This window comes from Microbacterium sp. HSID17254 (assembly GCF_003989315.1).
GTDB lineage: Bacteria > Actinomycetota > Actinomycetes > Actinomycetales > Microbacteriaceae > Microbacterium.
Genome location: NZ_RBLT01000003.1, coordinates 95,489 through 118,740 on the forward strand (window position 1 = coordinate 95,489; position 23,252 = coordinate 118,740).

Below are 23,252 nucleotides of genomic sequence, written 5' to 3' on the forward strand. Positions count from 1 at the left end.
CCGTGTTACAGCGTGAGCAGGATCAGAGGGCATCCACAGCCTCGGTAGGCTGGAGGGGTGACGGATGCTGTGAACACGTACCCCGGTGAGCGACTCGGACTCCCGGAGTCCGGGCCGGGGAGCATCGGTCGCCCCGGACGTCGGATCGGGGCCCTCGCGATCGACTGGACGGCAGCTGTCATCCTCTCCGTTGCGTTCTTCCAGTACGACCCGTTCGCCACGCTGCTCATCTTCGGGGTCGTGCAGATCCTCTTCATCCCGACCGCGGGCGGCAGCCCCGGGCACCGCATCCTCGGTATGCGTGTCGTCCGTCTCGACGGCGGATGGGTCGGTCTGTGGCGCCCGATCGCGCGCACGCTGCTGCTCCTGATCGTGATCCCGGCCGTGGTGTGGGACCCGGACCAGCGCGGTCTGCACGACAAGGCCGTGGGAACGGTCCTCATCCGCGCCTGACGCTCAGGCGCGGCCGCGGTTGCGCCGGCGTGCCTCACGGGGTGCGCGGCCGCCGAGGAAGGAACGCGCCGGATCGACGACGTAGCCGCGGCGCAGCGCTTCGCGGCCGATCAGCATGCGGAATCCCATCTCGTCCCGGTTGCTCAACGTGACCTCGGCCATCACCTCGCGGTCGACGAGCCGGATCATCAACTGCACGACGAGACGCTCCTGCGCGTGCCCGGACGAACTCCGGACGGCCCGGCGATCGTGGATGGGGGACTCCACGACGACGGCGTCCTCCTGGCTGTCCTGCCAGGGCTTCACTCGGAAACGCACCCAGGCCTCGCCGTCGCGCTCGAACTCCTGGATGTCGAACGCGTGCAGGGAGGAGGTGCGGGCGCCGGTGTCGATCTTGGCTTTGATCCAGTCGACGCCGAGATCGGGCAGGCTCACCCACTCGCGCCACCCCGTAAGGGTGTTTGAATGGGTAGACCTACTCACCTGATACATCCTGGCAGGAAATCCCCCGTGAAGATCGCAGTGCTGTCCCGTGCGCCGCAGGCGTACTCCACCCAACGCCTCCGCGCGGCCGCACTGCAGCGGGGCCACAACGTGAAGGTGCTCAACACGCTGCGCTTCGCGATCGACCTCACCTCCGATGAGCCCGACCTGCACTACCGGGGCCGGCAGCTCAGCGACTACGACGCGATCCTGCCCCGCATCGGCAACTCGATCACGTACTTCGGCACCGCCGTGGTGCGGCAGTTCGAGCAGATGGACGTCTACACCCCCAACACGGCGAACGGCATCTCGAGCGCGCGCGACAAGCTGCGGGCGAACCAGATCCTTTCCCGGCACAACATCGCGATGCCGCCGACCGCCTTCGTGCGCAACCGCGCCGACGTGCGACCGGCGATCGAGCGCGTCGGCGGCGCTCCCGTGGTGATCAAGCTGCTCGAGGGCACCCAGGGCATCGGCGTCATCCTCGCGCCTCAGGTGAAGGTGGCCGAGGCCATCATCGAGACGCTCCACTCCACCAAGCAGAACGTGCTCATCCAGAAGTTCATCGCTGAGAGCCGGGGGCGGGACATCCGCGCGCTCGTCGTCGGGGACCGCGTGGTCGCGGCCATGCGCCGCTCGGCGGCCGGAGACGAGTTCCGCTCCAACGTGCATCGTGGCGGCTCGGTCGAGGCGATCGAGCTCGACCCCGTCTACGAGCGGGCCGCGGTGCGCTCGGCCCAGATCATGGGCCTCCGTGTCGCCGGCGTGGACATGCTGGAGGGGGACGAGGGACCCCTGGTGATGGAGGTCAACTCCTCCCCGGGCCTGCAGGGCATCGAGACCGCGACCAAGCTCGACGTCGCGGGAGCGATCATCGACTACATCGCCGGTCAGGTCGCCTTCCCGGAGATCGACGTGCGGCAGCGCCTCACGGTCTCCACGGGCTACGGCGTCGCCGAGCTCATGGTCCACGGCGCCGCGGACCTCGTCGGCAAGACGCTGGGGGAGGCGGGCCTGTGGGAACGCGACATCACGGTGCTCACGCTGCACCGCGGGGTCAGCGTCATCCCGAACCCGCGCAAGCACGTGGTCCTCGAGGCCGACGACCGCCTGTTCTGCTTCGGCAAGCTCGATGAGATGCGCTCGATGATTCCCGAGCGTCGTCGCCGGCGGGCGAAGGTGCGCCGCCTCCCCAAGCAGCCGCTCTCGGAATGAGAGAAGCGCGGCCGCCCTCGATGAGGACGGCCGCGCTTCGCGGTTCCGGGGAGCGGGTCAGCGCGGACGCTGCGCCCGCACCTTCGTCGGGTCGATCCCCTTCGGGATGGGAAGCGACGACAGCGACTGCGACACCGAGTCGATGCGGCGGATGACGGCCGCCATGGTGGCCTTGTCGATGGCCTTCGGAAGCTTCTTGATGGTCTTCGCGAGGTCGGCGATCGGCACCTCGTCCTCGCCGTGCCCGACGTAGAGCACCGTGATCGGCACGCCGTGGGCGACGCGCTGCGCCCGGCTGCGCTCCTCGTTCACCAGTCGCGTGAGGCGTCCGCGGGCGCCCTCGCCGACGACGACGATGCCGCCGCGGCCGACCGTCCGGTACACGGCCTCCTGCGTCTTCGGGTTGATGCCCACCGGTGTCTCGGAGGCCTGCCACTGACGACCCAGGCTGGTGCTGAGCACGTGACCCGTCGCACCGGGCATGCCGTCGATCTTCGTGTACATGGCCGAGGTCGAGAGCCTGGTCATGAGGAAGAGGGCGCCGAGGACGCCGAGCATGAGGCCGGTGATGGCCCACAGGACGAGGGTCCACACCTGGAACGGCGGGATCAGGTAGCCGGCCAGGAGACCGAGGAGCACACCGCCGATGAGGATCGCGGCCTGCGCCCAGGGGAGCCAGGGGTAGGCCTCGCGCGTGAACCGGAAGAGGGACTTGATCTGGGAGAAGAACCCAGGACGCTTCTCGGGTTCGGGAGCACGCTTTGCCATGGAGACCAGCCTACCGAGTCCGAGAGCCTTGCGATGCCGCCGTTCGCGTGCAGCGGAGAGGAGGGCGCCTGATCTCTTCTGCACAGTCCGGCCCGGTTCCGGATCCCGTCCCGGAGCGGATGAATGCGCGGACGGGACCGTGGCGATCGGTTGGGATGGGTCGCATGACAGATGAGCGTGAGAATCCGCCCTTCGACCAGGCCGTACTGCCGCAGGCTCATCGCACGATCCGGCTCCTGGATCCTGGGGAGGGACCCCTGGAGGGCGCTCTCGTCGCCTCGCCGGATGGTCCGGTCGTGCGCCGCGATGCGGAGGGCCTCACCGGATGGGCGGGGTGGCGGTACGCGGGGTCGCAGCACGTCGCCGCCCCTCTCGACGTCGTCCGTCGCGCGCGCGGACACGACGTGCTGCTTCCGTGGTGCACGGAGACTCTGCACGTCTTCCTGGAGCGGGCCGGTCGAGCGCGGGGAGGGCTGTCCTCGGGGGAGATCAGCACGGTCGTCGTGAGCATGCTGCGCGGGCTGAGCGAGCTGGGGCCGATGCCGGCCGCCGAGGTGCCGGGGGCCTGGTGGCTCACCGAACGCGGCCGTCCTGTCTTCGTGCTGGGAGCGGGCCAGGACGCGGCGTCGGCGGTCCTGGCAGTCCTGGATCGCCTGCACGCGGACTGCACGGACAAGGCGCTGATCCGCGTCCTCGATCGCCTCCGGGAGCATCTCCGCACGGCTGCCGCGCAACGCCGTGTACCGCGACGGCTGCTCGAAGAAGGGGAGCGGGAGCTGCTGGAGATCGCGGCGCCGCGGCCGCTGGAGTCCGCGACCGAGGATCAGGTGGGTGCCTCCGTCGGCGCCGCCACGGCGCTCCGGCGCCTCCGAGCCGACTCCGCCACGCGCACTCGGGAGCGGGAGACCGGCCTGCCGCGGGACCGTCCCCGCGTGCGCGAGCGAGCGACGGTCGCCGCCGCCCTTCGCGCCTTCCTCGACCACCTCGCCGGCCGAGCGCGCGCCCTCGTCCGCCCGAGCGAGGTCGAAGCGCCCAGAGGGACGGAGCGGCGGAGCACACGGCCCCGCCGGGGGCGGATCTTCGTCGTCGCCGGAGTCTGCGCGGCGGCTGTGCTCGTCGCCGGGTCGTTATGGCCCAGCGGAGGAGAGGGGTCTGCGGCCGGAAGCCCCGATGCGGGTACGGCGACGACCGCGCGTCCGTCGACGTCGGATCCCGCGGACGAGACCTCGCGGGAACCCGCGCGGTCGCCGATGCCGTCGCTCACCGCGGGCGCCACGCCACCGGCGGTCGATGATCCGCTGGCCGCCCTGCCGGACGTGATGACGCGGATCGCGGAGTGCGAGTCGCGAGAGGATCCGGTGTGCGCGACGGCGATCGCGGGGGGAGCGCCGGCGATCAGGGCGGTCGCGGCAGAGCTCATCGGCGGTGAGGACCCCGTGCTGGTGGATCGCTACGGAGACATCGCCGTGCTGGAGCTGGTGTCGTCGTCCGCGGGTCGAGAGGGCTCAGGCGCGGGGGCGATGATCGTCGTACTGGTGTGGGCGGACGAGAAATGGCTGGTCCGCGACGCGTATCGCGTCGCGGACCAGCCGAGGTGAGGGCGAAGCCGCCGGATCAGGCTCCGAGCTGACCGCTGAACTGCGCAGCCTCGAGGCGGGCCTTCACCGCACCGAGGAAGCGGGCCGCGTCGGCACCGTCGATGATGCGGTGGTCGTACGACAGAGCCAGGTACACGTAGGAGCGGACCGCGATCGCGTCGGTGCCGCCGACCTTGACCAGACCCGGGCGCTTGACGACCGTGCCGGTGCCGAGGATCGCCGACTGCGGCAGGAACACCACGGGGGTGTCGAACAGCGCGCCGCGCGAACCGGTGTTGGTCAGCGTGAACGTGCCGCCGGCGAGCTCGTCCGGCTTCAGCTTGTTGTCGCGCGTGCGCGCCGCGAGGTCGGCGATCTCATGGGCGATCTCGGCGATGTTCTTCGAGGCCGCGTCGCGGAGCACCGGCGTGAGCAGACCGCGCTCGGTGTCGACCGCGATCGAGACGTTCTCGGAGGCCGGGTAGACGATCTGCTCGCCGTCGACCGTCGCGTTGATGATCGGGAAGGCCTGCAGGGCCTCCGCCGCCGCCAGCGCGAAGAAAGGGAGGAAGGAGAGCTTGTCGCCCGTCTTCTCGAGGAAGGACGCCTTGACGCTGTCGCGGTACTCGGCGAGAGCGGTGACGTCGACCTCGACCACGGTGGTGAGCTGAGCGGTCTGCTGCATCGACTCGACCGCGCGCTTGGCGAGGACCTTGCGCAGGCGCGACATCGGCTGAGTGGTTCCGCGCAGCGGCGACACCTCGAGCGGTGCCGGAGCCGGTGCCGCGGCGGCGGCCGGTGCGGCGGTCGCCGTCTCGGCCGCCTTGAGGACATCCTCCTTGCGGATACGGCCTCCGACGCCGGTGCCCTTGACCGTGGCCAGATCCACGCCCTGCTGCGCAGCCAGACGGCGGACGAGCGGGGTCACGTAGAGGTTGTCGCTCTCGGTCGGCAGCGACAGCTTGGGAGCCTCGGTCTGCGCGGGCTGTGCCGGAGCAGCGGGCTGTGCGGGAGCAGCGGGCTGGGCCGGCGCGGCGGGGGCCTCGGCCTGCGGAGCGGGAGCAGCCGGAGTCTCGGGCTGTGCAGCCGGAGTCTCGGCCTGCGGGGCCGGCGCGGCGGGAGCCTCGGCCTGCGGAGCGGCAGGAGCCTCGGGCTGAGCCGCGGGAGCAGCACCGGAACCGACACGTGCCAGCACGGCGCCGACCTCGACGGTCTCGTCCTCGGCCACGAGGATCTCCTCGATCACGCCGGTGACGGGGGAGGGGATCTCGGTGTCGACCTTGTCGGTCGAGATCTCGAGCAGGCCCTCGTCCGCCTGGACGGTGTCTCCCACCTGCTTGAGCCAGCGGGTGACCGTACCCTCTGTGACGCTCTCACCGAGAGCGGGGAGGACCACGGATGTGCTCATGACTGAGTCTCCTTCAGAAGTTGTATGACGCTTGTCTAGCTTAGTGACTCGGGCACCGGTTGGTGCTCAGAGGGCGTGCAGGGGCTTTCCGGCCAGTGCGAGGAAGGCTTCGCCGAGGGCCTCGCTCTGGGTCGGGTGGGCGTGGATGAGCGGCGCGATGTCCTCCGGGTGGGCTTCCCACGCGACCGCGAGCTGCCCTTCGGTGATGAGCTCCCCGACGCGGTCGCCGAGGAGGTGCACACCGAGGACGGGTCCGTCCTTGAGGCGGACGACCTTGACGAGGCCACCCGTGCCGATGATCTCGCTCTTCCCGTTCCCCGCGAGGTTGTACTCGTAGGAGTGGACGGCGTCGGGACCGTGCGCGGCGACCGCCGCCTCCTCCGTCAGACCGACCGAGGCGACCTCGGGGCTGGAGTAGGTGACCTTCGGGATCTGCACGTCGGGCACGTTCACGGGGGAGAGACCCGCGATGCGCTCGGCGACCGCGATGCCCTGCTGGAACCCGCGGTGGGCGAGCTGGAGACCCGGGACGATGTCGCCGACCGCCCACACGCCGGGGACATCGGTGCGGAGGTCGCCGTCCACGGTCACGAACCCGCGGTCCAGACGCACGCCGGCTTCCTCGAAGCCCAGGTCGGCGGTGGCGGGGCCGCGGCCGACGGCGACGAGGAGGTAGTCGGCGGTGAACTCCGTGCCGTCCTCCAGCGTGACGGTCACGGACGAGTCGTCCTGCGTGGCGCTCTGGAAGCGCACGCCGAGGGAGTACTGGATGCCGCGGCGGCGGAACGCGCGCTCGAGTCCCTTGCTCATCGCGATGTCTTCGTTCGGGACGAGGTGGGGCAGGGCCTCCACGATCGTCACCTCGGCGCCGAAGGAGCGCCACACGCTCGCGAACTCGACGCCGATCACGCCGCCGCCCAGGATGAGCACGCGCTCGGGGATGACGTCCAGGGCGAGGGCCTGCTCGCTGGTCAGGATCCGGCCGCCGATCTCGAGCCCCGGCAGCGAGCGGCTGTAGGAGCCCGTGGCGAGGATCACGTCCGTGCCGACGTAGACGTCGTCGCCGACGCTCACGCTCCGGTCCGCGTTCAGGCGACCGAGCCCGGTGACCGTCGTGATCCCGCGCGCCTTCACGAGCCCCTCGAGACCCTTGTACTTCTTGGCGACGATGCCCTCGCGATAGGCGCGCACCCCGGCGACGTCGATCCCGCCGAACGAGGCCGTGACTCCCACGGAGGAGGCGTCACGCACGTGGTCCGCCACCTCGGCGGCGTGCAGCAGCGCCTTCGTGGGGATGCACCCGCGGTGGAGGCATGTGCCTCCCACCTTGTCCTTCTCGATCAGTGCGACGGACTTGCCGAGCTCGCTCGCTCGCAGTGCCGCGGCGTACCCGCCGCTGCCGCCGCCCAGGACGACGATGTCGAAGGTGTGGGTTGTCATGGGTGTCATGCCTCCGGGTGGGATGCTGCTTCGGCGAAGGCGATGATCGATCGGACCATCGCCCCCGTGGGGCCCTTCTCGGTGAAGCCGTAGGGGGCGCCGGCGTGTTCACCGGAGCCCGCGATGTCCAGGTGCACCCAGGGGATGCGCGGCGCGTCGTCCGCGTCCGAGGTGCGGCCGACGAAGCGCCGCAGGAAGAGGCCGGCGAAGGACGCGCCGCCCATCCGATCTCCCATGTTGGCGTTGATCATGTCGGCGATGGGGGAGTCGAGCGTCTCCTCCATGTAGGCGGGCAGAGGCATGTGCCACGCCGGCTCCCCCGTGCGCGCGGCGGCGGCGAGGAACTCCGCGACCGTCTCGTCGTCGCCGAAGACGCCGGTGTGACGGTGGCCGAGGGCCGCGACGATCGCGCCGGTCAGCGTCGCGACGTCGATGATGACGTCGGGGTTCTCGCGGCTCGCGGCGACCAGACCGTCGGCGAGGACGAGGCGCCCTTCCGCGTCGGTGTTCAGCACCTCGACGGTGGTGCCGTCGAGGATGCGGATGACGTCGCCGGGGCGGAGGGCGCGGCCGGACGGCATGTTGTCGGTGATGCAGAGCCAGGCGGTCACGTGCACGGGGAGGCGGAGGGCGGCGATGGCGCGGAGGGCGGCGAGGGAGGTCGCGGCACCGGCCATGTCGAACTTCATGCCGACCATCGAGGCCGCGGGCTTCAGCGACAGGCCGCCGGTGTCGAAGGTGATGCCCTTGCCGACGAGGGCGATGTGGCGCTGCGCGTCCGCCGGCGCGTAGTCGAGGCGGACGAGACGCGGCGGCCGGTCGGAGCCCTGGCCGACGCCGAGGATGCCGCCGAAGCCCTGTTCCGCGAGAGCGGTTTCGTCGAGGATCTGCACGGTGACGTCGAGGTCGGCGACGCTGTCGGCGGCGCTCTGCGCGAGCTGCGCAGGGCTCTGCCACTCGGCGGGCACGTTCACGAGGTCCTTGATGAGGGCGACGGCCTCGCCCGTCGCGTGGGCACGGGCGATCGTCGCGTCGTCGAGCGGGGCGTGGACGACGACCGCCGTCGCCCGCTTCTTCCTGCCGTTCTCGGCGCGATAGTCGTCGAAGCGGTAGCCGCCGAGGACGGCGCCTTCCGCCGCCGCGGCCGCGTGCGCCTCGAGTCCGGAGGCGAGGCCGAGCGAGACGGTGTCGAAGCCGGTGAAGGAGCGGAGAGCCGTTCCGGCAGCGCTGCGCACGGACGCGTCGTCGATGGTGGAGCCGACGCCGACGACCGCGAAGGGGAGCGTCGTCACCTCGGGGGCGTAGACCCGCGCGAACGCTCCGGCGGCGCCGGTGAAGCCGATGCCCGCGAGGACGTCGGCGAGACCGGGGTGAGCCGCCAGGGGCTCGGCCGACTCGGAGAGATCGGGGACGACGAGCACTGCGGCATCGGCAGCGCTTCCGGGGAACTGATCGGTGGTGTGCGAGAGCGCGGGAAGCGTCATGGTCTCCATCCTAGGATCTCCGCCCCGGGGTCGTCGGCCCGCCCGGCGGGGTGTGTTCGCTCTCAGCGAGACAGGTCAGAGCCCGGGTCCGGGTGCGGCTCGTAGCATGGAGACATGCCCTTCTCCGGAGAGATCCACGAACGCGTCGCGAACGCTCCCACGGTGCCCCACGGCCTGCCTCTCGTGATGCTGCTCACCGGATTCACCGACGCGGGCAGTGCGGTGTCGGGGCTCATCGATCACATGAGGGAGACGACGTCGCCGCAGCCGCTCGCGATCTTCGACAACGACGTGCTCCTCGACTACCGCGCGCGTCGCCCCGTGATCTCGTTCGACCAGGACCACCTCGCCGAGTTCCGCCCGCCCCGACTCGAGCTCTCCCTCGCCACGGACGCGCTCGGTCGTCCGTTCCTCCTCCTCACGGGCTACGAGCCCGACTTCGCCTGGAACGCCTTCGCGGAGACGGTGCTGGACCTCGCAGCGGAGTTCGAGGCGTCGGGACTGCACTGGGTGCACTCCATCGCCATGCCCGTGCCGCACACGCGTCCCATCGGGACGACGGTGAGCGGGAACCGGCGCGACCTCGTCGTGTCGCACTCCGTGTGGCGTCCGCGCACGCAGGTGCCCGCCACTGCCGGTCACCTGCTCGAGTACCGGTTCGCGGAGCGCGGGGAACGCGTCGTCGGCTTCGTCCTCCTCGTGCCGCACTACCTCGCCGAGACCGAGAACCCCGAGGCGGTCAGCGCGGCGGCGGAGAAGCTCATGGCGTCGACCGGTCTCGTGCTCATGCTGGACGCCGTGCAGGAGCGGCGCGCGGACTACATCGCCCGGGTCGACGAGCAGGTCGCGGCGAACGACGAGCTGCAGCAGATGGTGCACAACCTGGAACGTCGCTACGACGCCTACATGGCCGGCCGTGACCCCGAGGACGACTCGTACGACGAAGGCGGATTCAGCGAACGCGACCTGCCCAGCGCCGATGAGCTCGCGGCCGAGCTCGAGCGCTACCTCGCCACCCGTCCGTCGGGCGACGACGACAAGCCGGGCCGCGGCTGAATCCGTCCGTGCGGATCGGGCGCGAATGCGTCCTCATCGCCATACGTGTGCGATACTAGGAGTCCGACCCGTTGTCAATCAGTGTTTTCGAGCGCTGGACTTGACAAGGGTCTTACTAGTGTCCGAAATGTCCCGGGGTCTCCCAGCGGCCCCGTGAAAGGCGAAACGTGACTCCTGCCACGACGAAGAACACGCGGACGAAGAAGGCCGATCAGATCACCGCGGATCCCGAGGTCGAGGACGTCGAAGCGACCGAAGCGGCTCCCGCGCCCAAGCGCGCCGCGGCCAAGCGCGCCCCCGTGAAGAAGAAGAAGTCGGACGACGTCGTCGAGGAAGACGACGCCGCTGCGGCCGAGGGCTCCGAAGACGCCGCGGGCGACGAGGAGGAGGACGACGCGAAGCCGGCCTTCACCGAGCCGCTGCCGACCGGTGCGATCGTCATCTCCTCCAAGGACGACGAAGAGGTCCCGGTCTACTCGACCCAGATCACCGGCGCGACCGCCGACCCGGTCAAGGACTACCTGAAGCAGATCGGAAAGGTCGCGCTGCTGAACGCGGCCGAAGAGGTCGAGCTCGCGATGCGCATCGAGGCGGGTCTGTTCGCGGAGGAGAAGCTCTCCGCGATGTCTCCCGCCGAGAAGACGAGCCAGCTCGGACTCGACCTGCAGTGGGTCGCCCGTGACGGTCAGCGCGCGAAGAGCCACCTCCTCGGCGCGAACCTCCGTCTCGTCGTCTCCCTCGCCAAGCGCTACACCGGTCGCGGCATGCAGTTCCTGGATCTGATCCAGGAGGGCAACCTCGGTCTCATCCGCGCGGTCGAGAAGTTCGACTACACCAAGGGCTTCAAGTTCTCGACCTACGCCACCTGGTGGATCCGTCAGGCCATCACCCGCGCCATGGCCGACCAGGCCCGCACGATCCGCATCCCGGTGCACATGGTCGAAGTCATCAACAAGCTCGCCCGCGTGCAGCGCCAGATGCTGCAGGACCTCGGTCGCGAACCCACTCCGGAAGAGCTGAGCCGCGAGCTCGACATGACTCCGGAGAAGGTCGTGGAGGTGCAGAAGTACGGTCGCGAGCCGATCTCCCTGCACACGCCGCTCGGCGAAGACGGCGACAGCGAGTTCGGTGACCTCATCGAGGACACCGAGGCCGTGGTCCCCGCCGATGCCGTGGGCTTCACGATGCTGCAGCGTCAGCTCGAGCAGCTCCTCGACTCGCTCTCGGAGCGCGAGGCTGGCGTGATCCGAATGCGCTTCGGCCTGGGCGACGGTCAGCCGAAGACGCTCGACCAGATCGGTGACACGTTCGGGGTGACGCGTGAGCGCATCCGCCAGATCGAGTCCAAGACGATGGCCAAGCTGCGCCACCCGAGCCGCTCGCAGTCGCTGCGGGACTACCTCGAGTGATGCAGGCGAACGAGGGCAAGGCGCTCGAGACGAGCGTCGACGGAAAGAGCTACGCGCGGATTCCGCTGCGCACCCGTGTCGTGATGCCGGACGACGATCTCGACGCCATCATCACGGAGTACGCCAAGGATGCCGTCCAGCCGGGCGACCTCCTCTTCGTGACCGAGAAGATCGTCGCGATCACGCAGGGGCGGTCCTACCGCCTGGACGAGATCAAGCCGCGCAAGCTCGCGCTGTTCCTGTCGAAGTACGTCACCCGCACGCCGTACGGCATCGGTCTCGGCATGCCGGAGACGATGGAGATGGCGCTGCGCGAGTGCGGTACACCGCGCATCCTCTTCGCGGCGGCCGTCTCGGCGGTCACCAAGGCCTTCGGGCGCAAGGGCGACTTCTACCGCATCGCGGGGGACAAGGCGCGCGCGATCGACGGCCCGACGAAGCACACCATCCCGCCGTACAACGAGGCGGTCGTGCTCGGCCCCAAGGATCCGGATGGCGTCGCCGCGCACCTGAAGACGCTGATCGGCGGCCGGGCCGAGGTAGCAGTGGTCGACATCAACGATCTCGGCGGCAACATCCTCGGCTCCACGCTGGACAAGGCGGGGGAGCTGCGGCTGGTGAAGATCCTGGGTGACAACCCGCTCGGCCAGGGCCTCGAGTCCACCCCGCTCGGCATCGTCCGCGCGGTCTGAGCAGGTCGACCCACCCCTTTACGAACGAACCGGCCCCTTGCATGCGAACGCAAGGGGCCGGTTTGCGCGTAAGGGGCCGGGTCGACGCTTCGACAGGGTCAGAAGCCGATGACCTCGCGGTAGCGCGGCTTGTGCCCGGTCCGGATCCCGGTGACGCTGGGCTTGTTCTCGTACACGCCTGCGCCCCAGTTGCCCTCGACGAGCACGGGGCCGTCCGGGGTCACGACGACGTCCCAGCCGACGTACTGCACCTGCGGCACGACGCGGGCAACCTGATCGATGAACGCGCGCACCTCGTCGATGTACGGCAGCTGGAAGTCGGCGATGCGGAACCCGGAGTCGGGGTGCGTCTCGTGGACGTGGCCGTGCGAGTCGTAGCCGGCGCCCACCGCGTGCCCGTTCTCGTCGAGCATCGTGTAGAAGCCGCCGAAGGTCATCTGATCGCTCACCGCGCCGCGGCCGAACTTCTGGGCCATCGCGAGGATGTGCGCCTTCTCGCCGTCGAAGAACGCGGTGATGCGCGTGGTGTTCACGGTCCCGGGGCACACGGCCGCCAGGTCGTCGTGCTGGCGGATGACCTCTTCGATCAGCAGTTCGCCGCGATCGAGGAGGCCGCGGTGGAACTCGGTCCAGTCCGTGATGTCGGCCGCGTGATACCGGTGCACACCGGTGCCGGCCTGACCGACCGGCTCCTTCGTGACGATCGTGCCGAGGCGCTCCGTGAGGGCGCGGACCTCGTCGGCGTTCCCCTCCTCGACCACCATCCACTCGCGGTGCAGGTGCGCGGAGAACTTGCGGTTGAACTCGATCTTGTCCTGGAAGATCCAGCGGAAGTCGGGGTGGTCGTACTTCTGCGAGAGCTGGTTGGACACGGGGTGCGTCATGTACGTCTCGCGCTCGGCGCGGTTCAGCATCGCGAAGTCGTAGTCGATGTAGTCCTGGAAGCCGACGTTGTGACGGGCCGCCGACCAGAGCATGTCGGCGACGATCGTGGGCACGGGCCGGTGATGCTGGGCCGAGGCCTCCTTGGCACGTTCGAAGACGGAACCGACGTCGATGCGGCGGGCACGGCCGAGGAGGTAGCGGATGCGGGGCGCGAGAGAAAGACGAGACATGAAGCTCCGGGTCTAGGGATCGACGTCCCAGTCTACGCGGGGAGCCCCCAGGCTCCTGGGAGCGCGGAAGCTAGGCTGGAGCACGTGTGTGAGACGAGTTCGAGTGCGCTTCCGCAGGCGATGATCTCGCGTTCGGCCCTCGCTGCCGGCGCGTCCGCGGCGATCCGGGCGGGGGGTCGCCGGGCCGACCTCCGGCGCGATGCGTGGGGTCACGGTCTGCTCGCCGTCGCCCAGGCGGTGACCGCGGCGGGAGCGGAGGAGGTCATCGTGGACTCTCCCGGAGAGGTCGAGGCGCTCCGTCTCGAAGGCATCACCGCCACGACCACTGGAGAGCCGGACCTCGATCCCCGTCTCCTCTATGGGCTGCCATCCGCGGAGGGCCTCCCGACGACGCCTCCGGTCATGCGTCTGGTTGGCCGTGTCATGTCCACCAAGCGCCTGCGGGCGGGAGAGGCCGTCTCGTACGGCTACACCTTCCGGGCGGCGGCGGACACCACGGTCGCGCTCGTGACGGGCGGCTACGCTCAGGGCGTCGTCCGGGCCCTGGGCAACCACGCGGACGTGGAGATCGACGGCGCACTGCACCCTATCGTCGGGCGTGTCGCGATGGACGTCTGCGTCATCGACCTCCAGGGCGCTCTCGCGGAGGTGGGCGACGCGGTGACCTATTTCGGAGGGACCGGACCCGCCTCCGGCGCTATCGCGCGCTGGGCGGAGCTGACCCGGATGACCCCGGCCGAGCTCGTCGCGGTCCCGGGAGCGCACGCCGTGCGCGGATGGGAGGCATGATGGGAGGCCCGATGCGCCCCGAACTGCGTCTGGACAGTGCCGTCTTCCGCGCGAACATCGCGGCGGTCCGTGACCGCCTCGGCGACTCCACGCTGATGCTGGTCCTCAAGGACGACGCCTACGGCCACGGGCTCCGCTGGGCGGTCGAGACGGCCCTCGAGGCCGGGGTGACCTCGTTCGGCAGCTATGACGTGCGCGGAGGCGTCGAGGTCCGGCGCATCGCGGGCGGAGAGGTGACGGTGTTCGCCTGGGCGACCTCGACCGATGAGGAGATCGACGAGGCGCTCCTGCAGGACATCGAGCTCGGCGTCGGCACGGTCGAGTATCTCCGGCGCATCGCCGCGCGGGCGGAGGTCCTCGGCGTGCGCGCACGGATCCACCTCAAGATCGACACCGGGCTGCATCGCAACGGCGTGCGCCCGGAGGACTGGGCGGCCGCGGTCGCCGAAGCCCGAGACGCCGAGCGCTCCGGCGCACTCGCCCTCGTCGGCGTCTGGAGCCACATCGCCGAGGCGAGCGATGCCGAGGACGACGAGGCGCAGGCCGTGTTCCTCGACGCCGTCCGGCAGGTCGGCCTGACCGGGCCGCAGCCGGGGTCTGTACACCTCACGGCCTCGGCCGCGTCCTGGTGGCGACCCGAGTTGCGCGGGACCGTGTCGCGGATCGGCGCGTTCTGCTACGGCATCCGCTCGGCGGACGGTCCGGACCTCGACGGGGTCCGTCCCGCGGCGCGTCTCGTCGCGCCGGTCGTGCGGGTGGAGGGCGAGAGCGCGATCGTCGCCGTCGGGAGCCTGGACGGCGTCCCCTCCACGCTGACCGGGATGACGGTGGGCACCCCCGCCGGCTCGCGTGCGGTCTCGACCATCGATGTCGCCACGATGACGGTCGACGGCTGGCCGGGGATGGCGGTCGGCGACGAGGTGACGATCTTCGGCCCCGGCGCACAGGGGGAGGAGACAGCAACGACCCTCGCCGAGCGGATCGATACGGTGGGCGAGGAGATCCTCACCCGCCTCGGTCCGCGGATTCGGCGGAGGGTCGTGGACTGAACCGGTTCGGCCGGCTCAGGTGCTGATCAGACCGTCTCGATGAGACGAGCGGTCTCGTCGTGCCAGCTCGTGGCCACGCTGCGCAGCTTCTCTTCGTACTTGCGGCCGTGGTGGGCGCAGAAGAGCAGCTCGGAACCGTTGACCTCGGCGGCGATGTAGGCCTGCGCTCCACACGAGTCGCAGCGGTCCATCGCGGTCAGGCGGTACTCGACAGCGGAGGTCTCACGTTCGGTCGTTGCATTCATCTCGGGGCCTCCTCGGGTGTCGGCGTCCTTGTTGGTCGTGCTCAATACAACCACGCTGCACCTGGGGGCATGCCCGGTCGACGGCGTGTTTCGCTCAGCGCGTACGCGCGCACCCGCGAACGCGGCGACCCGGGGAGTGTCTGCGAGGGGCGGCTCCGTCCCGCGAATAGACTCGGAGATTGTGAATGCCGAGTACTCCGCCCATCATCTCCAGGTGCTCGAAGGACTCGAAGCGGTCCGCAAGCGCCCCGGCATGTACATCGGCTCGAACGGTTCGCCCGGGCTCATGCACTGCCTCTGGGAGATCATCGACAACTCCGTCGACGAGGCGGTGGCCGGCAACGGCTCGCGTATCGACGTCATCCTCCACGACGACGGCAGCGTCGAGGTGCACGACCGCGGTCGCGGCATCCCCGTCGACGTCGAGCCGCGAACCGGTCTGACCGGCGTCGAGGTCGTCTACACGAAGCTGCACGCCGGAGGGAAGTTCGGCGGTGGCTCCTATGCGGCATCGGGAGGCCTGCACGGCGTCGGCGCCTCGGTCGTGAACGCCCTCTCCGAGCGCCTCGACGTCGAGGTCGACCGCGGCGGCAAGACCTACGCGATGTCCTTCCACCGCGGTGAGCCCGGCATCTTCCAGGACTCGGGGGAGAAGCGGCCCGATGCGCCGTTCACCCCGTTCGAGGAGAACAGCGAGCTGCGCGTCGTCGGCAAGGCGCCGCGCGGCGTCACCGGCACCCGGGTGCGGTACTGGGCCGACCGCCAGATCTTCACCAAGGACGCCGCGTTCCAGCTCGCCGAGCTCGAGACGCGGGCGCGTCAGACGGCCTTCCTGGTCCCCGGGCTCGAGATCGTGGTGCGCGACGAGCGCCCCGCGAGCGCCGGGGTGGGGGAGGACGGTGCGCCGACCGGCCCCGTGGAGACGTCGTACCTCTACGAGGGCGGCATCTCCGAGTTCGTGGACTACCTCGCGGTCGACCCGCCGGTGACCGACACCTGGCGCATCCAGGGGGAGGGCACGTTCACCGAGACCGTCCCGGTCCTGCAGCCGGACGGGCACATGGTGGCGACCGAGGTCGAGCGCGTCTGCGCCGTCGACATCGCCCTGCGCTGGGGCACCGGCTACGACACCCGCATCCGCTCCTTCGTGAACATCATCTCCACCCCGAAGGGCGGCACGCATCAGCAGGGTTTCGAGCAGGAGTTGTTGAAGGTGCTCCGCAGCCAGGTCGAGCAGAACGCCCGCCGACTCAAGGTCGGCAACGACAAGCTCGAGAAGGACGACGTCCTCGCCGGCCTCACCGCGGTCCTCACGGTCAACGTGCCGGAGCCGCAGTTCGAGGGGCAGACGAAGGAGGTGCTCGGCACGCCCGCCGTGCGCCAGATCGTGGCCCAGGTGATGCGGAAGGACCTCCAGCAGCGGTTCACCTCCACCAAACGCGACGACAAGAGCCAGGCCACGCAGCTGCTCGACAAGATCGTCTCCGAGATGAAGGCCCGCGTGTCGGCACGGGCACACAAGGAGACGCAGCGCCGGAAGAACGCGCTCGAGTCGTCCACCCTGCCGACCAAGCTCGTCGACTGCCGGACGAACGACGTGGAGCGCAGCGAGCTCTTCATCGTCGAGGGCGACTCGGCCCTCGGCACGGCGAAGAACGCGCGCAACAGCGAGTTCCAGGCGCTGCTGCCGATCCGCGGGAAGATCCTCAACGTGCAGAAGGCGTCGGTCGGCGACATGCTGTCCAACGCCGAGTGCGCGTCGATCATCCAGGTGATCGGGGCCGGCTCCGGCCGGACCTTCGACATCGATGCCGCGCGCTACGGGAAGATCATCCTCATGAGCGACGCCGACGTCGACGGCGCGCACATCCGCACCCTGCTGCTCACGCTCTTCTTCCGCTACATGCGGCCGCTCATCGAGCACGGGCGGGTCTTCGCGGCTGTGCCGCCGCTGCACCGGATCATCGTCATCAACCCGGGATCCAAGCCGAACGAGACCATCTACACGTACAGCGAGCAGGAGCTGCACGCGCTGCTCGCCAAGCTCCGCAAGGCCGGCAAGCGCTGGCATGAGCCGATTCAGCGCTACAAGGGTCTCGGCGAGATGGATGCCGAGCAGCTCGCGAACACGACGATGGACCGCTCCGGTCGGCTGCTCCGCCGTGTCCGGATGGAGGACGCGGAGGCGGCGGGCCGTGTCTTCGAACTGCTCATGGGCAACGAGGTCGCCCCTCGGCGGGAGTTCATCATCGACTCCGCCGACCAGCTCTCGCGCGAGTCCATCGACGCCTGACGGAAGACGCAACGACGAAGGGGACCCGGCGAGGCCGGGTCCCCTTCTTTCGTGGAACGGATCAGACGAGCGTGCGGCCGATGCTGCCGATGACCCCGTCGATCGGCTGGCCGGAGGCGTCGCGTCGTGCCCCCACGTCCGGCAGCTTGCGCACCGCGCCGGTGGGGTCGACGGCCAGAGCCGGGTTCGGGCCGACCCAGGCGACGGTGAGGCGGTCCTCGCCCTTCAGGAAGGCGTGGGCGCGGACGCCGCCGGTCGCGCGGCCCTTCGACGGGTATTCCGTGAAGGCCGAGACCTTCGCGCGGCCGGGATCGGTGCCGGGCAGGATGCTCTCCGCGCCCGACACCGTGGCGACGACGGCATCGGTGTCCGGGCGGACGGCGCCGAAGAAGAGGACGGAGGCGCCCGAGCCGAGCTTGATGCCCGCCATGCCGCCGGCCGGCGCGCCCTGGGGGCGGACCGTCGAGGCCGAGAACCGCAGCAGCTGCGCATCCGTCGTCAGGAACACGAGGTCGGCGTCATCCGCCGCGTCGGCCACACCGACCACGGAGTCTCCGGTCTTGAGGCCGATGACCTCCAGGTCGGGCCGCACGGGCAGGGTCGACGGCACGATGCGCTTCACGATGCCCTGGGCGGTGCCGAGCGCGACGGGGGTCTCACTGTCGAAACGGACGAACCCGAGGATGCGCTCACTCTTGGTCGTGATCCCCAGGTAGTCGCGCAGCGGAGTCCCCGCGGCGAGCTGCACCGAGGTGCCCGGCACCGAGGGCAGGTCCACGGGGGAGAAGCGGACGACGCGTCCCGTGCTGGTGAGCGCCCCGACCTCGCCGCGGACCGTCGTCTCGACCGTCGCGAGGATGGCATCGTGCTTGCTCCGCCGGGCCGGAGCCGTCAAGTCCTGTCCTTCGCCGAGGTCCACGCGCACGGCGCGGCCCGTCGTCGAGAGGACGACGGTGGTCGGCGCGTCGGCGATCTGCAGGTCGACGGCGCCCTTCGTCGCACGGGGCTTCGGCGGGGCCGCGTTCATCAGCAGGGTGCGCCGCGGCGTCCCGTACGCCTCGGCCACGGCGTCCAGCTCCCGGGCGACGGCCGCGCGCAGCAGGGCCGGGCTGGCGAGCAGCTCGCGCAGCGACGCGATCTCCGCGAGGAGGGCGTCGCGTTCCGCCTCGAGCTCGATGCGCGAGAACTTGGTCAGACGTCGCAGCCGCAGCTCGAGGATGTACTCGGCCTGCGGCTCGCTGAGGTCGAACACGGACCGGAGCCGGGTGCGGGCCTGCTCGGTGTCGTCCGACGACCGGATGACCTGGATGACCTCGTCGATGTCGAGGATCGCGATGAGCAGACCCTCCACCAGGTGCAGGCGCTCCTCCCGGCGGGCGAGACGGTACCGGCTGCGGCGGGTGATGACCTCGATGCGGTGGCCGACGTAGACGCTGAGCATCTCCTTGAGCCCGAGGGTGCGGGGCTGGCCGTCGACGAGGGCGACGTTGTTGATGCTGAAGGAGTCCTCCAGCGGGGTGAGCCGGTAGAGCTGCTCCAGCACGGCGTTCGGATCGAAACCGGTCTTGATCCCGATGGCGACGCGGAGGCCGTGGTTGCGGTCGGTGAGATCGGTGACGTCGCTGATGCCCTGCAGCTTCTTCGCCTGCACCGCGTCGCGGATCTTCTCGATGAGACGCTCCGGACCGACCATGTAGGGCAGCTCCGACACGATGATGCCCGTGCGCCGGGGGCCCAGCGGCTCGATCGACGTCCGCCCGCGGACCTTGAGGGCACCGCGCCCGGTCGTGTAGGCGTCCTTGACGCCGTCGAGCCCCATGAGGATCCCGCCCGACGGGAAGTCGGGACCGGGGACGTACTCCATGAGGTCCTCGGTGGTGGCGTCCGGGTTCTCGAGCAGGTGGGTCGCCGCGGCGACGACCTCGATGAGGTTGTGCGGCGCCATGTTGGTCGCCATGCCCACCGCGATGCCGCTGGCACCGTTGACGAGCAGGTTGGGGAACGCCGCGGGCAGCACGGCCGGCTGCTGGAACTGGCCGTCGTAGTTCGGGATGAAGTCGACGACGTCCTCGTCGAGGTTCTCGGTGAGCGAGAGCGCGGGGGCGGCGAGACGCGCCTCGGTGTACCGCGCGGCGGCGGGGCCGTCGTCCAGGGATCCGAAGTTGCCGTGACCGTCGACGAGCGGCACCCGGAGGGCCCACTCCTGCGCGAGGCGGACGAGCGCGTCATAGATCGCCGAGTCGCCATGGGGGTGCAGTTTTCCCATGACCTCGCCGACGACCCGGGCGCTCTTCACATGGCCGCGGTCCGGGCGCAGGCCCATCTCGGCCATCTGGAACAGGATGCGGCGCTGCACCGGCTTGAGGCCGTCTCTGGCGTCCGGGAGTGCCCGCGAATAGATGACGGAGTACGCGTACTCCAGAAAGGAGCCCTGCATCTCGTGAGAGAGATCGATGTCCTGGATGCGTTCCTCGACAGGCTCGGGCGGCGGGGTTTTCGGCATGGACTTCCTGAGGGCGTACGGGAGCCTGTGTCAGACTGGCTCGGATGTCCTTCATGCTACCGTCCGCGCCGCCGGGCGCCCGGAGCGTCGTCGGGGTGGCGGACGACCTGTGCGCCGCTCTCCGCGGCGAATCCGCCACGCTGCCGCGCGTCGATTCGACCCTGCTCGTGGTGATCGACGGCCTCGGGGCGATCAGCCTCCGCGGGCACGCCGGTCACGCCCGCTCGCTCACCGCGACGATGACGAAGAAGGACATCGCGCAGACGGTCTTCCCGACGACGACGGCGGCCGCCCTCACGAGTCTCACCACCGGGGTCTGGCCGGGGCAGCACGGTCTCGTCGGCTATCGCGTCCGGGATCCGGAGCGGGATGTCCTCGTGAATCAGCTCAGCGGGTGGGAGACGGACGGTCTGGACCCGCTCACCTGGCAGGCCGCCCCCACGGTGTTCGAGCGCATGGCGGCGACGGGCCGGCCGGCCTTCGCCGTGGGGCTGGCGGCGTACGCGCACAGCGGCTTCACACGTGCGACCCTCCGCGGCGCGACATTCGTCCCCGCGGCGACGCCGGAGGAACGGGTCGAGGCCTCCTACGCGCTGGCCGCGGAGAACCCGGGCTCCCTCGTCTACTGCTACCTGCCCGAGGTCGACAAGGCGGGGCACAAGCACGGGGTGGCCTCCGCGGAATGGGTCACCGCGCTGGAGCGGATCGACGGCGCGCTCTCGGTCCGCGTCCCGCCGCGCGTGGGCGTGGTGGTGACCTCGGATCACGGCATGGTCGACGTACCGTCCCATCGGCAGGTCGTGCTCGAGGAGGAGCATCTCGTCGGCATCCGGCACGTCGGGGGCGAGCCCCGCATGCTGCACCTGTACCGGGAGCCGGACTCCGACACCGCGGTGCTGGCTACGCGTCTGCGCCGCGATCTGGAGGGGGTGGCCGAGGTCGCCACCCGGGAGGAGGCGCTGCGGGCCGGTCTCTTCGGCCCCGTCGTCAGCGACGACGCCCGGTCCCGGATCGGTGACGTGCTGATCGCCGCCACGGGTGTGCGCGCTCTCTACGACGGCACGGCCGAGGACCAGCGCAACCGCGGCATGATCGGGCAGCACGGCGCACTCACCCCGGAGGAGACCAGGGTGCCGTTCCTGCGGCTCGGCGCCTTCGCCTCCTGACGCGAGCGACCGCGGTCATTCGTCGGTGCGTGCTCCGAAGACGATCTCGTCCCACGACGGCATGGCGTTGCGGCGCCGCCGACGGCCGCCGCTGTCGCCGGCGTCGTTCGAGGACGGCTGACGAGGCGTGGGCTCCGGGGCCGCGGGCTCGTCGTCCGGCTCCTCCAATGCGGCGAAGAGGGCGATCGGATCGGTGTCGTCCTGAACGTCCTCGATCTCGTGCTCGATCGGCGCCGCCTCGCGCTGGCCGCGGCGACGGCGCAGGGCCTCGAGGAGATCGGCGGTCTCGGGGCTCGTCGAGGCGGCGTCGGGGGCGCGGTTGATCGCGGCGTCCTGGACCGCCGGCGCCGAGCGCTCGGGCTGCGCCGGCTCCTCTGCCTCGGCCGCGGGAGCCGGGACGAGGCGCGGTCCGAAGGCGCCGGAGTCGAAGCGGCTGTCGTCCTTGTAGGGCGAGGCGGCGCGGTCGGCCTCCACGGCTCGCAGACGCGGGATCAGGCCCTCCGGCAGGGACCCCTGTCGCGAGAGCTGCGTGGCGTCGGCGTTCAGCGGCGAGAGGGCGCTCCGCCGAGGGTCGAAGCTCCAACGCGCGTCGTGCTCGACGTCGTTGGCGGAGAACTCCAGCTTGATGATCCAGCCGGACTCCTCCTTCCAGCTCGCCCAGCGCTCGGACGACGCGCCCACCTCGGCCAGCTTGGCGCGCACCGCGGCGCCGAACGTCGGCTGCGCGTCGGGCTCGACCTCGCTGCCGATGAGGACGGGGACGGCGAGCGCCTGCCCGATGATGTGCTCCCGCTCGGCGAGGACGGGACCCTCGAAGCGCGCGACGTCGTCGACGCTGATCCCGAGGAGCTCCGCGACCTCTGCGGCGGTGAGACCGGCGCGGATCTGGGCCTGGATGTCCCGCGGACTCGCGGCGAGCTTCTGCGCCGCCGGCTCGGCCTGGCGGGTCGCGCGGCGGATCTCCCGCTGCAGCACGGCGTCGATGGGCAGCGCGAACCGCTCGCCCGCCTCGGTCGCGAGGACGAGCACTCCTGCTTCTGTGCCGACGATGGTGACGTTTTCCATGCGAATGCCCCTCTGATGGGTGTGCGTTCATGGTGTCACGGGAGACGCGTCGGGAGAGGGAATACGGCGGGCGTGCCGTGAGTTTGCCCTGTCGCATGGGAGGGCATTTGCGAAACGCCCGCCGGTCATGCAAACTATGGCCGCCGATTACCCGACGGCGCACCCGCCCACTCGCACCATGAAAGTGGAGATTCACCGCATGGCAACCGATTACGACGCTCCCCGAAAGAGTGAAGACGACTCCGAGTCGATCGAAGCCCTCAAGGAGCGTGTGCCGGACAAGCTGTCCGGCACGACCGGAGACGAGGACTCCGACAACCCGTCGAACTTCGATCTCCCGGGCGCGGACCTCTCCGATCTCGAGCTGGATGTCGTCGTGCTGCCCGCGCAGCAGGACGAGTTCACCTGCATGAGCTGCTTCCTCGTGAAGCACCGCTCGCAGCTCGACCACGAGGGACCCGATGGCCCCATCTGCAAGGAGTGCGCTGCCTGAGCAGCCCTCTGCGCGACGCCTCACGCGCCCCCGACCATCCGGTCAGGGGCGCGCTGTCGTTTCTCCGGAGGGCGGTCAGCCCTGCGCCGCGCGGATGGCCGCGGCGAGCCGATCGGGCGTCCTGGTCGAGATCGTCCACGCGATGACGGGGTCTGCCTCGTCGATGTTCGGCACCACGACGACACCGTCGATGCCGCCGCGGATGAGGTGCCACCCGCGAGCCGGGAGCTCCGGTCCTCGTGCGGCCCGTGCCTCGTCGCCGGTCAGCGCCACCGGCTCGCCGAGGTGGCGCACGTCGATGTGGGCGGGTCCGGCGCGGAGCACGCCGTCCTGCACCGAGACGACCGGAGCCAGGGCGATGGCCGCCACCACGAGCAGCGCGGACACCGCTCCGCCGAGCAGCAGCGCGAAGGTCGAGCCGACCGGCACGAAGATCAGGGACACCATCGGTCCCGCCAGGGCGATCGTGACCAGCAGCCACAGGCTGGGGGCCAGGCGTTCGTGGTAGCGGGGACGTGCGTCCGTTGCGGGGTTCTGCATTAGCCTCAT

At 70.3% G+C, this 23,252-nt stretch carries 21 protein-coding genes; 11 read left to right on the top strand and 10 right to left on the bottom strand.

Annotated elements, in window-relative coordinates; all coding sequences use genetic code 11:
- Positions 1-57: 57 nt before the first annotated feature.
- A complete protein-coding gene (locus D8M34_RS02975; RefSeq protein WP_238695582.1) occupies positions 58-453 on the top strand; it encodes an RDD family protein in 396 nt (131 codons plus the stop codon).
- A 3-nt stretch (positions 454-456) separates the two neighbouring features.
- Here D8M34_RS02975 and D8M34_RS02980 read toward each other — a convergent pair whose 3' ends face one another.
- Positions 457-945, bottom strand: coding sequence for an ATP-dependent zinc protease family protein (locus D8M34_RS02980; protein ID WP_036292426.1), 489 nt, complete (start codon positions 943-945; stop codon positions 457-459).
- A gap of 18 nt (positions 946-963) precedes the next feature.
- Here D8M34_RS02980 and D8M34_RS02985 point away from each other — a divergent pair, with 18 nt between their 5' ends.
- Positions 964-2,151 carry a RimK family alpha-L-glutamate ligase gene (locus D8M34_RS02985; RefSeq protein WP_025103589.1) on the top strand — a complete coding sequence of 396 codons (1,188 nt, stop codon included), beginning with the start codon at positions 964-966 and terminating at the stop codon, positions 2,149-2,151.
- Between the two features lie 57 nt (positions 2,152-2,208).
- Here the strand turns inward: D8M34_RS02985 and D8M34_RS02990 are convergent, their stop codons facing one another.
- Entirely contained in the window at positions 2,209-2,919 is a 711-nt protein-coding gene (locus tag D8M34_RS02990) for a DUF4191 family protein (protein ID WP_025103588.1), read from the bottom strand.
- A 164-nt stretch (positions 2,920-3,083) separates the two neighbouring features.
- Between D8M34_RS02990 and D8M34_RS02995 the strand changes: the two genes are divergently transcribed.
- Positions 3,084-4,517 carry a hypothetical protein gene (locus D8M34_RS02995; protein WP_126893109.1) on the top strand — a complete coding sequence of 478 codons (1,434 nt, stop codon included), beginning with the start codon at positions 3,084-3,086 and terminating at the stop codon, positions 4,515-4,517.
- A 16-nt stretch (positions 4,518-4,533) separates the two neighbouring features.
- Here the strand turns inward: D8M34_RS02995 and sucB are convergent, their stop codons facing one another.
- From sucB to D8M34_RS03010, 3 genes are all read right to left on the bottom strand, one after another.
- Positions 4,534-5,904, bottom strand: coding sequence for a 2-oxoglutarate dehydrogenase, E2 component, dihydrolipoamide succinyltransferase (gene sucB / locus D8M34_RS03000; RefSeq protein WP_126893110.1), 1,371 nt, complete (start codon positions 5,902-5,904; stop codon positions 4,534-4,536).
- A 66-nt stretch (positions 5,905-5,970) separates the two neighbouring features.
- Positions 5,971-7,344: a dihydrolipoyl dehydrogenase gene (gene lpdA, locus D8M34_RS03005; RefSeq protein ID WP_126893111.1), complete on the bottom strand. Its 1,374-nt coding sequence runs from the start codon at positions 7,342-7,344 to the stop codon at positions 5,971-5,973.
- A 5-nt stretch (positions 7,345-7,349) separates the two neighbouring features.
- Positions 7,350-8,828 carry a leucyl aminopeptidase gene (locus tag D8M34_RS03010; protein WP_126893112.1) on the bottom strand — a complete coding sequence of 493 codons (1,479 nt, stop codon included), beginning with the start codon at positions 8,826-8,828 and terminating at the stop codon, positions 7,350-7,352.
- Positions 8,829-8,942: 114 nt separating this feature from the next.
- Between D8M34_RS03010 and D8M34_RS03015 the strand changes: the two genes are divergently transcribed.
- The 3 genes from D8M34_RS03015 (at position 8,943) to D8M34_RS03025 (ending at position 11,985) form a co-directional block, all read left to right on the top strand.
- Entirely contained in the window at positions 8,943-9,884 is a 942-nt protein-coding gene (locus tag D8M34_RS03015; RefSeq protein WP_126893113.1) for a proteasome assembly chaperone family protein, read from the top strand.
- A 215-nt stretch (positions 9,885-10,099) separates the two neighbouring features.
- A complete protein-coding gene (locus D8M34_RS03020; RefSeq protein ID WP_374460779.1) occupies positions 10,100-11,293 on the top strand; it encodes an RNA polymerase sigma factor in 1,194 nt (397 codons plus the stop codon).
- Entirely contained in the window at positions 11,293-11,985 is a 693-nt protein-coding gene (locus D8M34_RS03025) for a coenzyme F420-0:L-glutamate ligase (protein ID WP_174235367.1), read from the top strand. The genes D8M34_RS03020 and D8M34_RS03025 overlap by 1 nt, the downstream gene beginning before the upstream one ends.
- Before the next feature lie 98 nt (positions 11,986-12,083).
- Here the strand turns inward: D8M34_RS03025 and D8M34_RS03030 are convergent, their stop codons facing one another.
- On the bottom strand, positions 12,084-13,100 hold the full coding sequence (locus D8M34_RS03030) for a sugar-transfer associated ATP-grasp domain-containing protein (protein WP_126893116.1): 1,017 nt from the start codon (positions 13,098-13,100) through the stop codon (positions 12,084-12,086).
- 84 nt (positions 13,101-13,184) lie between these two features.
- Between D8M34_RS03030 and D8M34_RS03035 the strand changes: the two genes are divergently transcribed.
- The gene (locus D8M34_RS03035; protein ID WP_238695583.1) at positions 13,185-13,889 is read left to right on the top strand and encodes an alanine racemase; all 705 of its coding nucleotides are present in this window, start codon (positions 13,185-13,187) and stop codon (positions 13,887-13,889) included.
- An 11-nt stretch (positions 13,890-13,900) separates the two neighbouring features.
- Positions 13,901-14,938, top strand: a complete 1,038-nt coding sequence (locus tag D8M34_RS03040) for an alanine racemase (protein WP_126893117.1) — start codon at positions 13,901-13,903, stop codon at positions 14,936-14,938.
- Positions 14,939-14,964: 26 nt separating this feature from the next.
- Here the strand turns inward: D8M34_RS03040 and D8M34_RS03045 are convergent, their stop codons facing one another.
- On the bottom strand, positions 14,965-15,183 hold the full coding sequence (locus D8M34_RS03045; RefSeq protein ID WP_025103577.1) for a DUF7455 domain-containing protein: 219 nt from the start codon (positions 15,181-15,183) through the stop codon (positions 14,965-14,967).
- A 181-nt stretch (positions 15,184-15,364) separates the two neighbouring features.
- Here D8M34_RS03045 and D8M34_RS03050 point away from each other — a divergent pair, with 181 nt between their 5' ends.
- Entirely contained in the window at positions 15,365-17,476 is a 2,112-nt protein-coding gene (locus D8M34_RS03050) for a DNA gyrase/topoisomerase IV subunit B (protein ID WP_374460736.1), read from the top strand.
- Between the two features lie 61 nt (positions 17,477-17,537).
- Here the strand turns inward: D8M34_RS03050 and D8M34_RS03055 are convergent, their stop codons facing one another.
- Positions 17,538-19,979, bottom strand: a complete 2,442-nt coding sequence (locus D8M34_RS03055) for a DNA gyrase/topoisomerase IV subunit A (protein WP_126893118.1) — start codon at positions 19,977-19,979, stop codon at positions 17,538-17,540.
- Between the two features lie 44 nt (positions 19,980-20,023).
- On the opposite strand from D8M34_RS03055, the gene D8M34_RS03060 reads away from it, so the two are divergent.
- Entirely contained in the window at positions 20,024-21,145 is a 1,122-nt protein-coding gene (locus D8M34_RS03060) for an alkaline phosphatase family protein (RefSeq protein WP_126893119.1), read from the top strand.
- A 15-nt stretch (positions 21,146-21,160) separates the two neighbouring features.
- On the opposite strand, the gene sepH is transcribed toward D8M34_RS03060, so the two are convergent.
- Complete coding sequence (gene sepH, locus D8M34_RS03065; RefSeq protein WP_025103573.1) at positions 21,161-22,210, bottom strand: septation protein SepH; 1,050 nt, start codon at positions 22,208-22,210, stop codon at positions 21,161-21,163.
- A 199-nt stretch (positions 22,211-22,409) separates the two neighbouring features.
- On the opposite strand from sepH, the gene D8M34_RS03070 reads away from it, so the two are divergent.
- Complete coding sequence (locus D8M34_RS03070; RefSeq protein WP_025103572.1) at positions 22,410-22,703, top strand: DUF4193 domain-containing protein; 294 nt, start codon at positions 22,410-22,412, stop codon at positions 22,701-22,703.
- A gap of 75 nt (positions 22,704-22,778) precedes the next feature.
- Here D8M34_RS03070 and D8M34_RS03075 read toward each other — a convergent pair whose 3' ends face one another.
- Positions 22,779-23,243 (bottom strand): DUF3093 domain-containing protein, encoded by a 465-nt coding sequence (locus tag D8M34_RS03075; RefSeq protein WP_126893120.1) that lies wholly within the window; start codon positions 23,241-23,243, stop codon positions 22,779-22,781.
- Between the last annotated feature and the right edge of the window lie 9 nt (positions 23,244-23,252).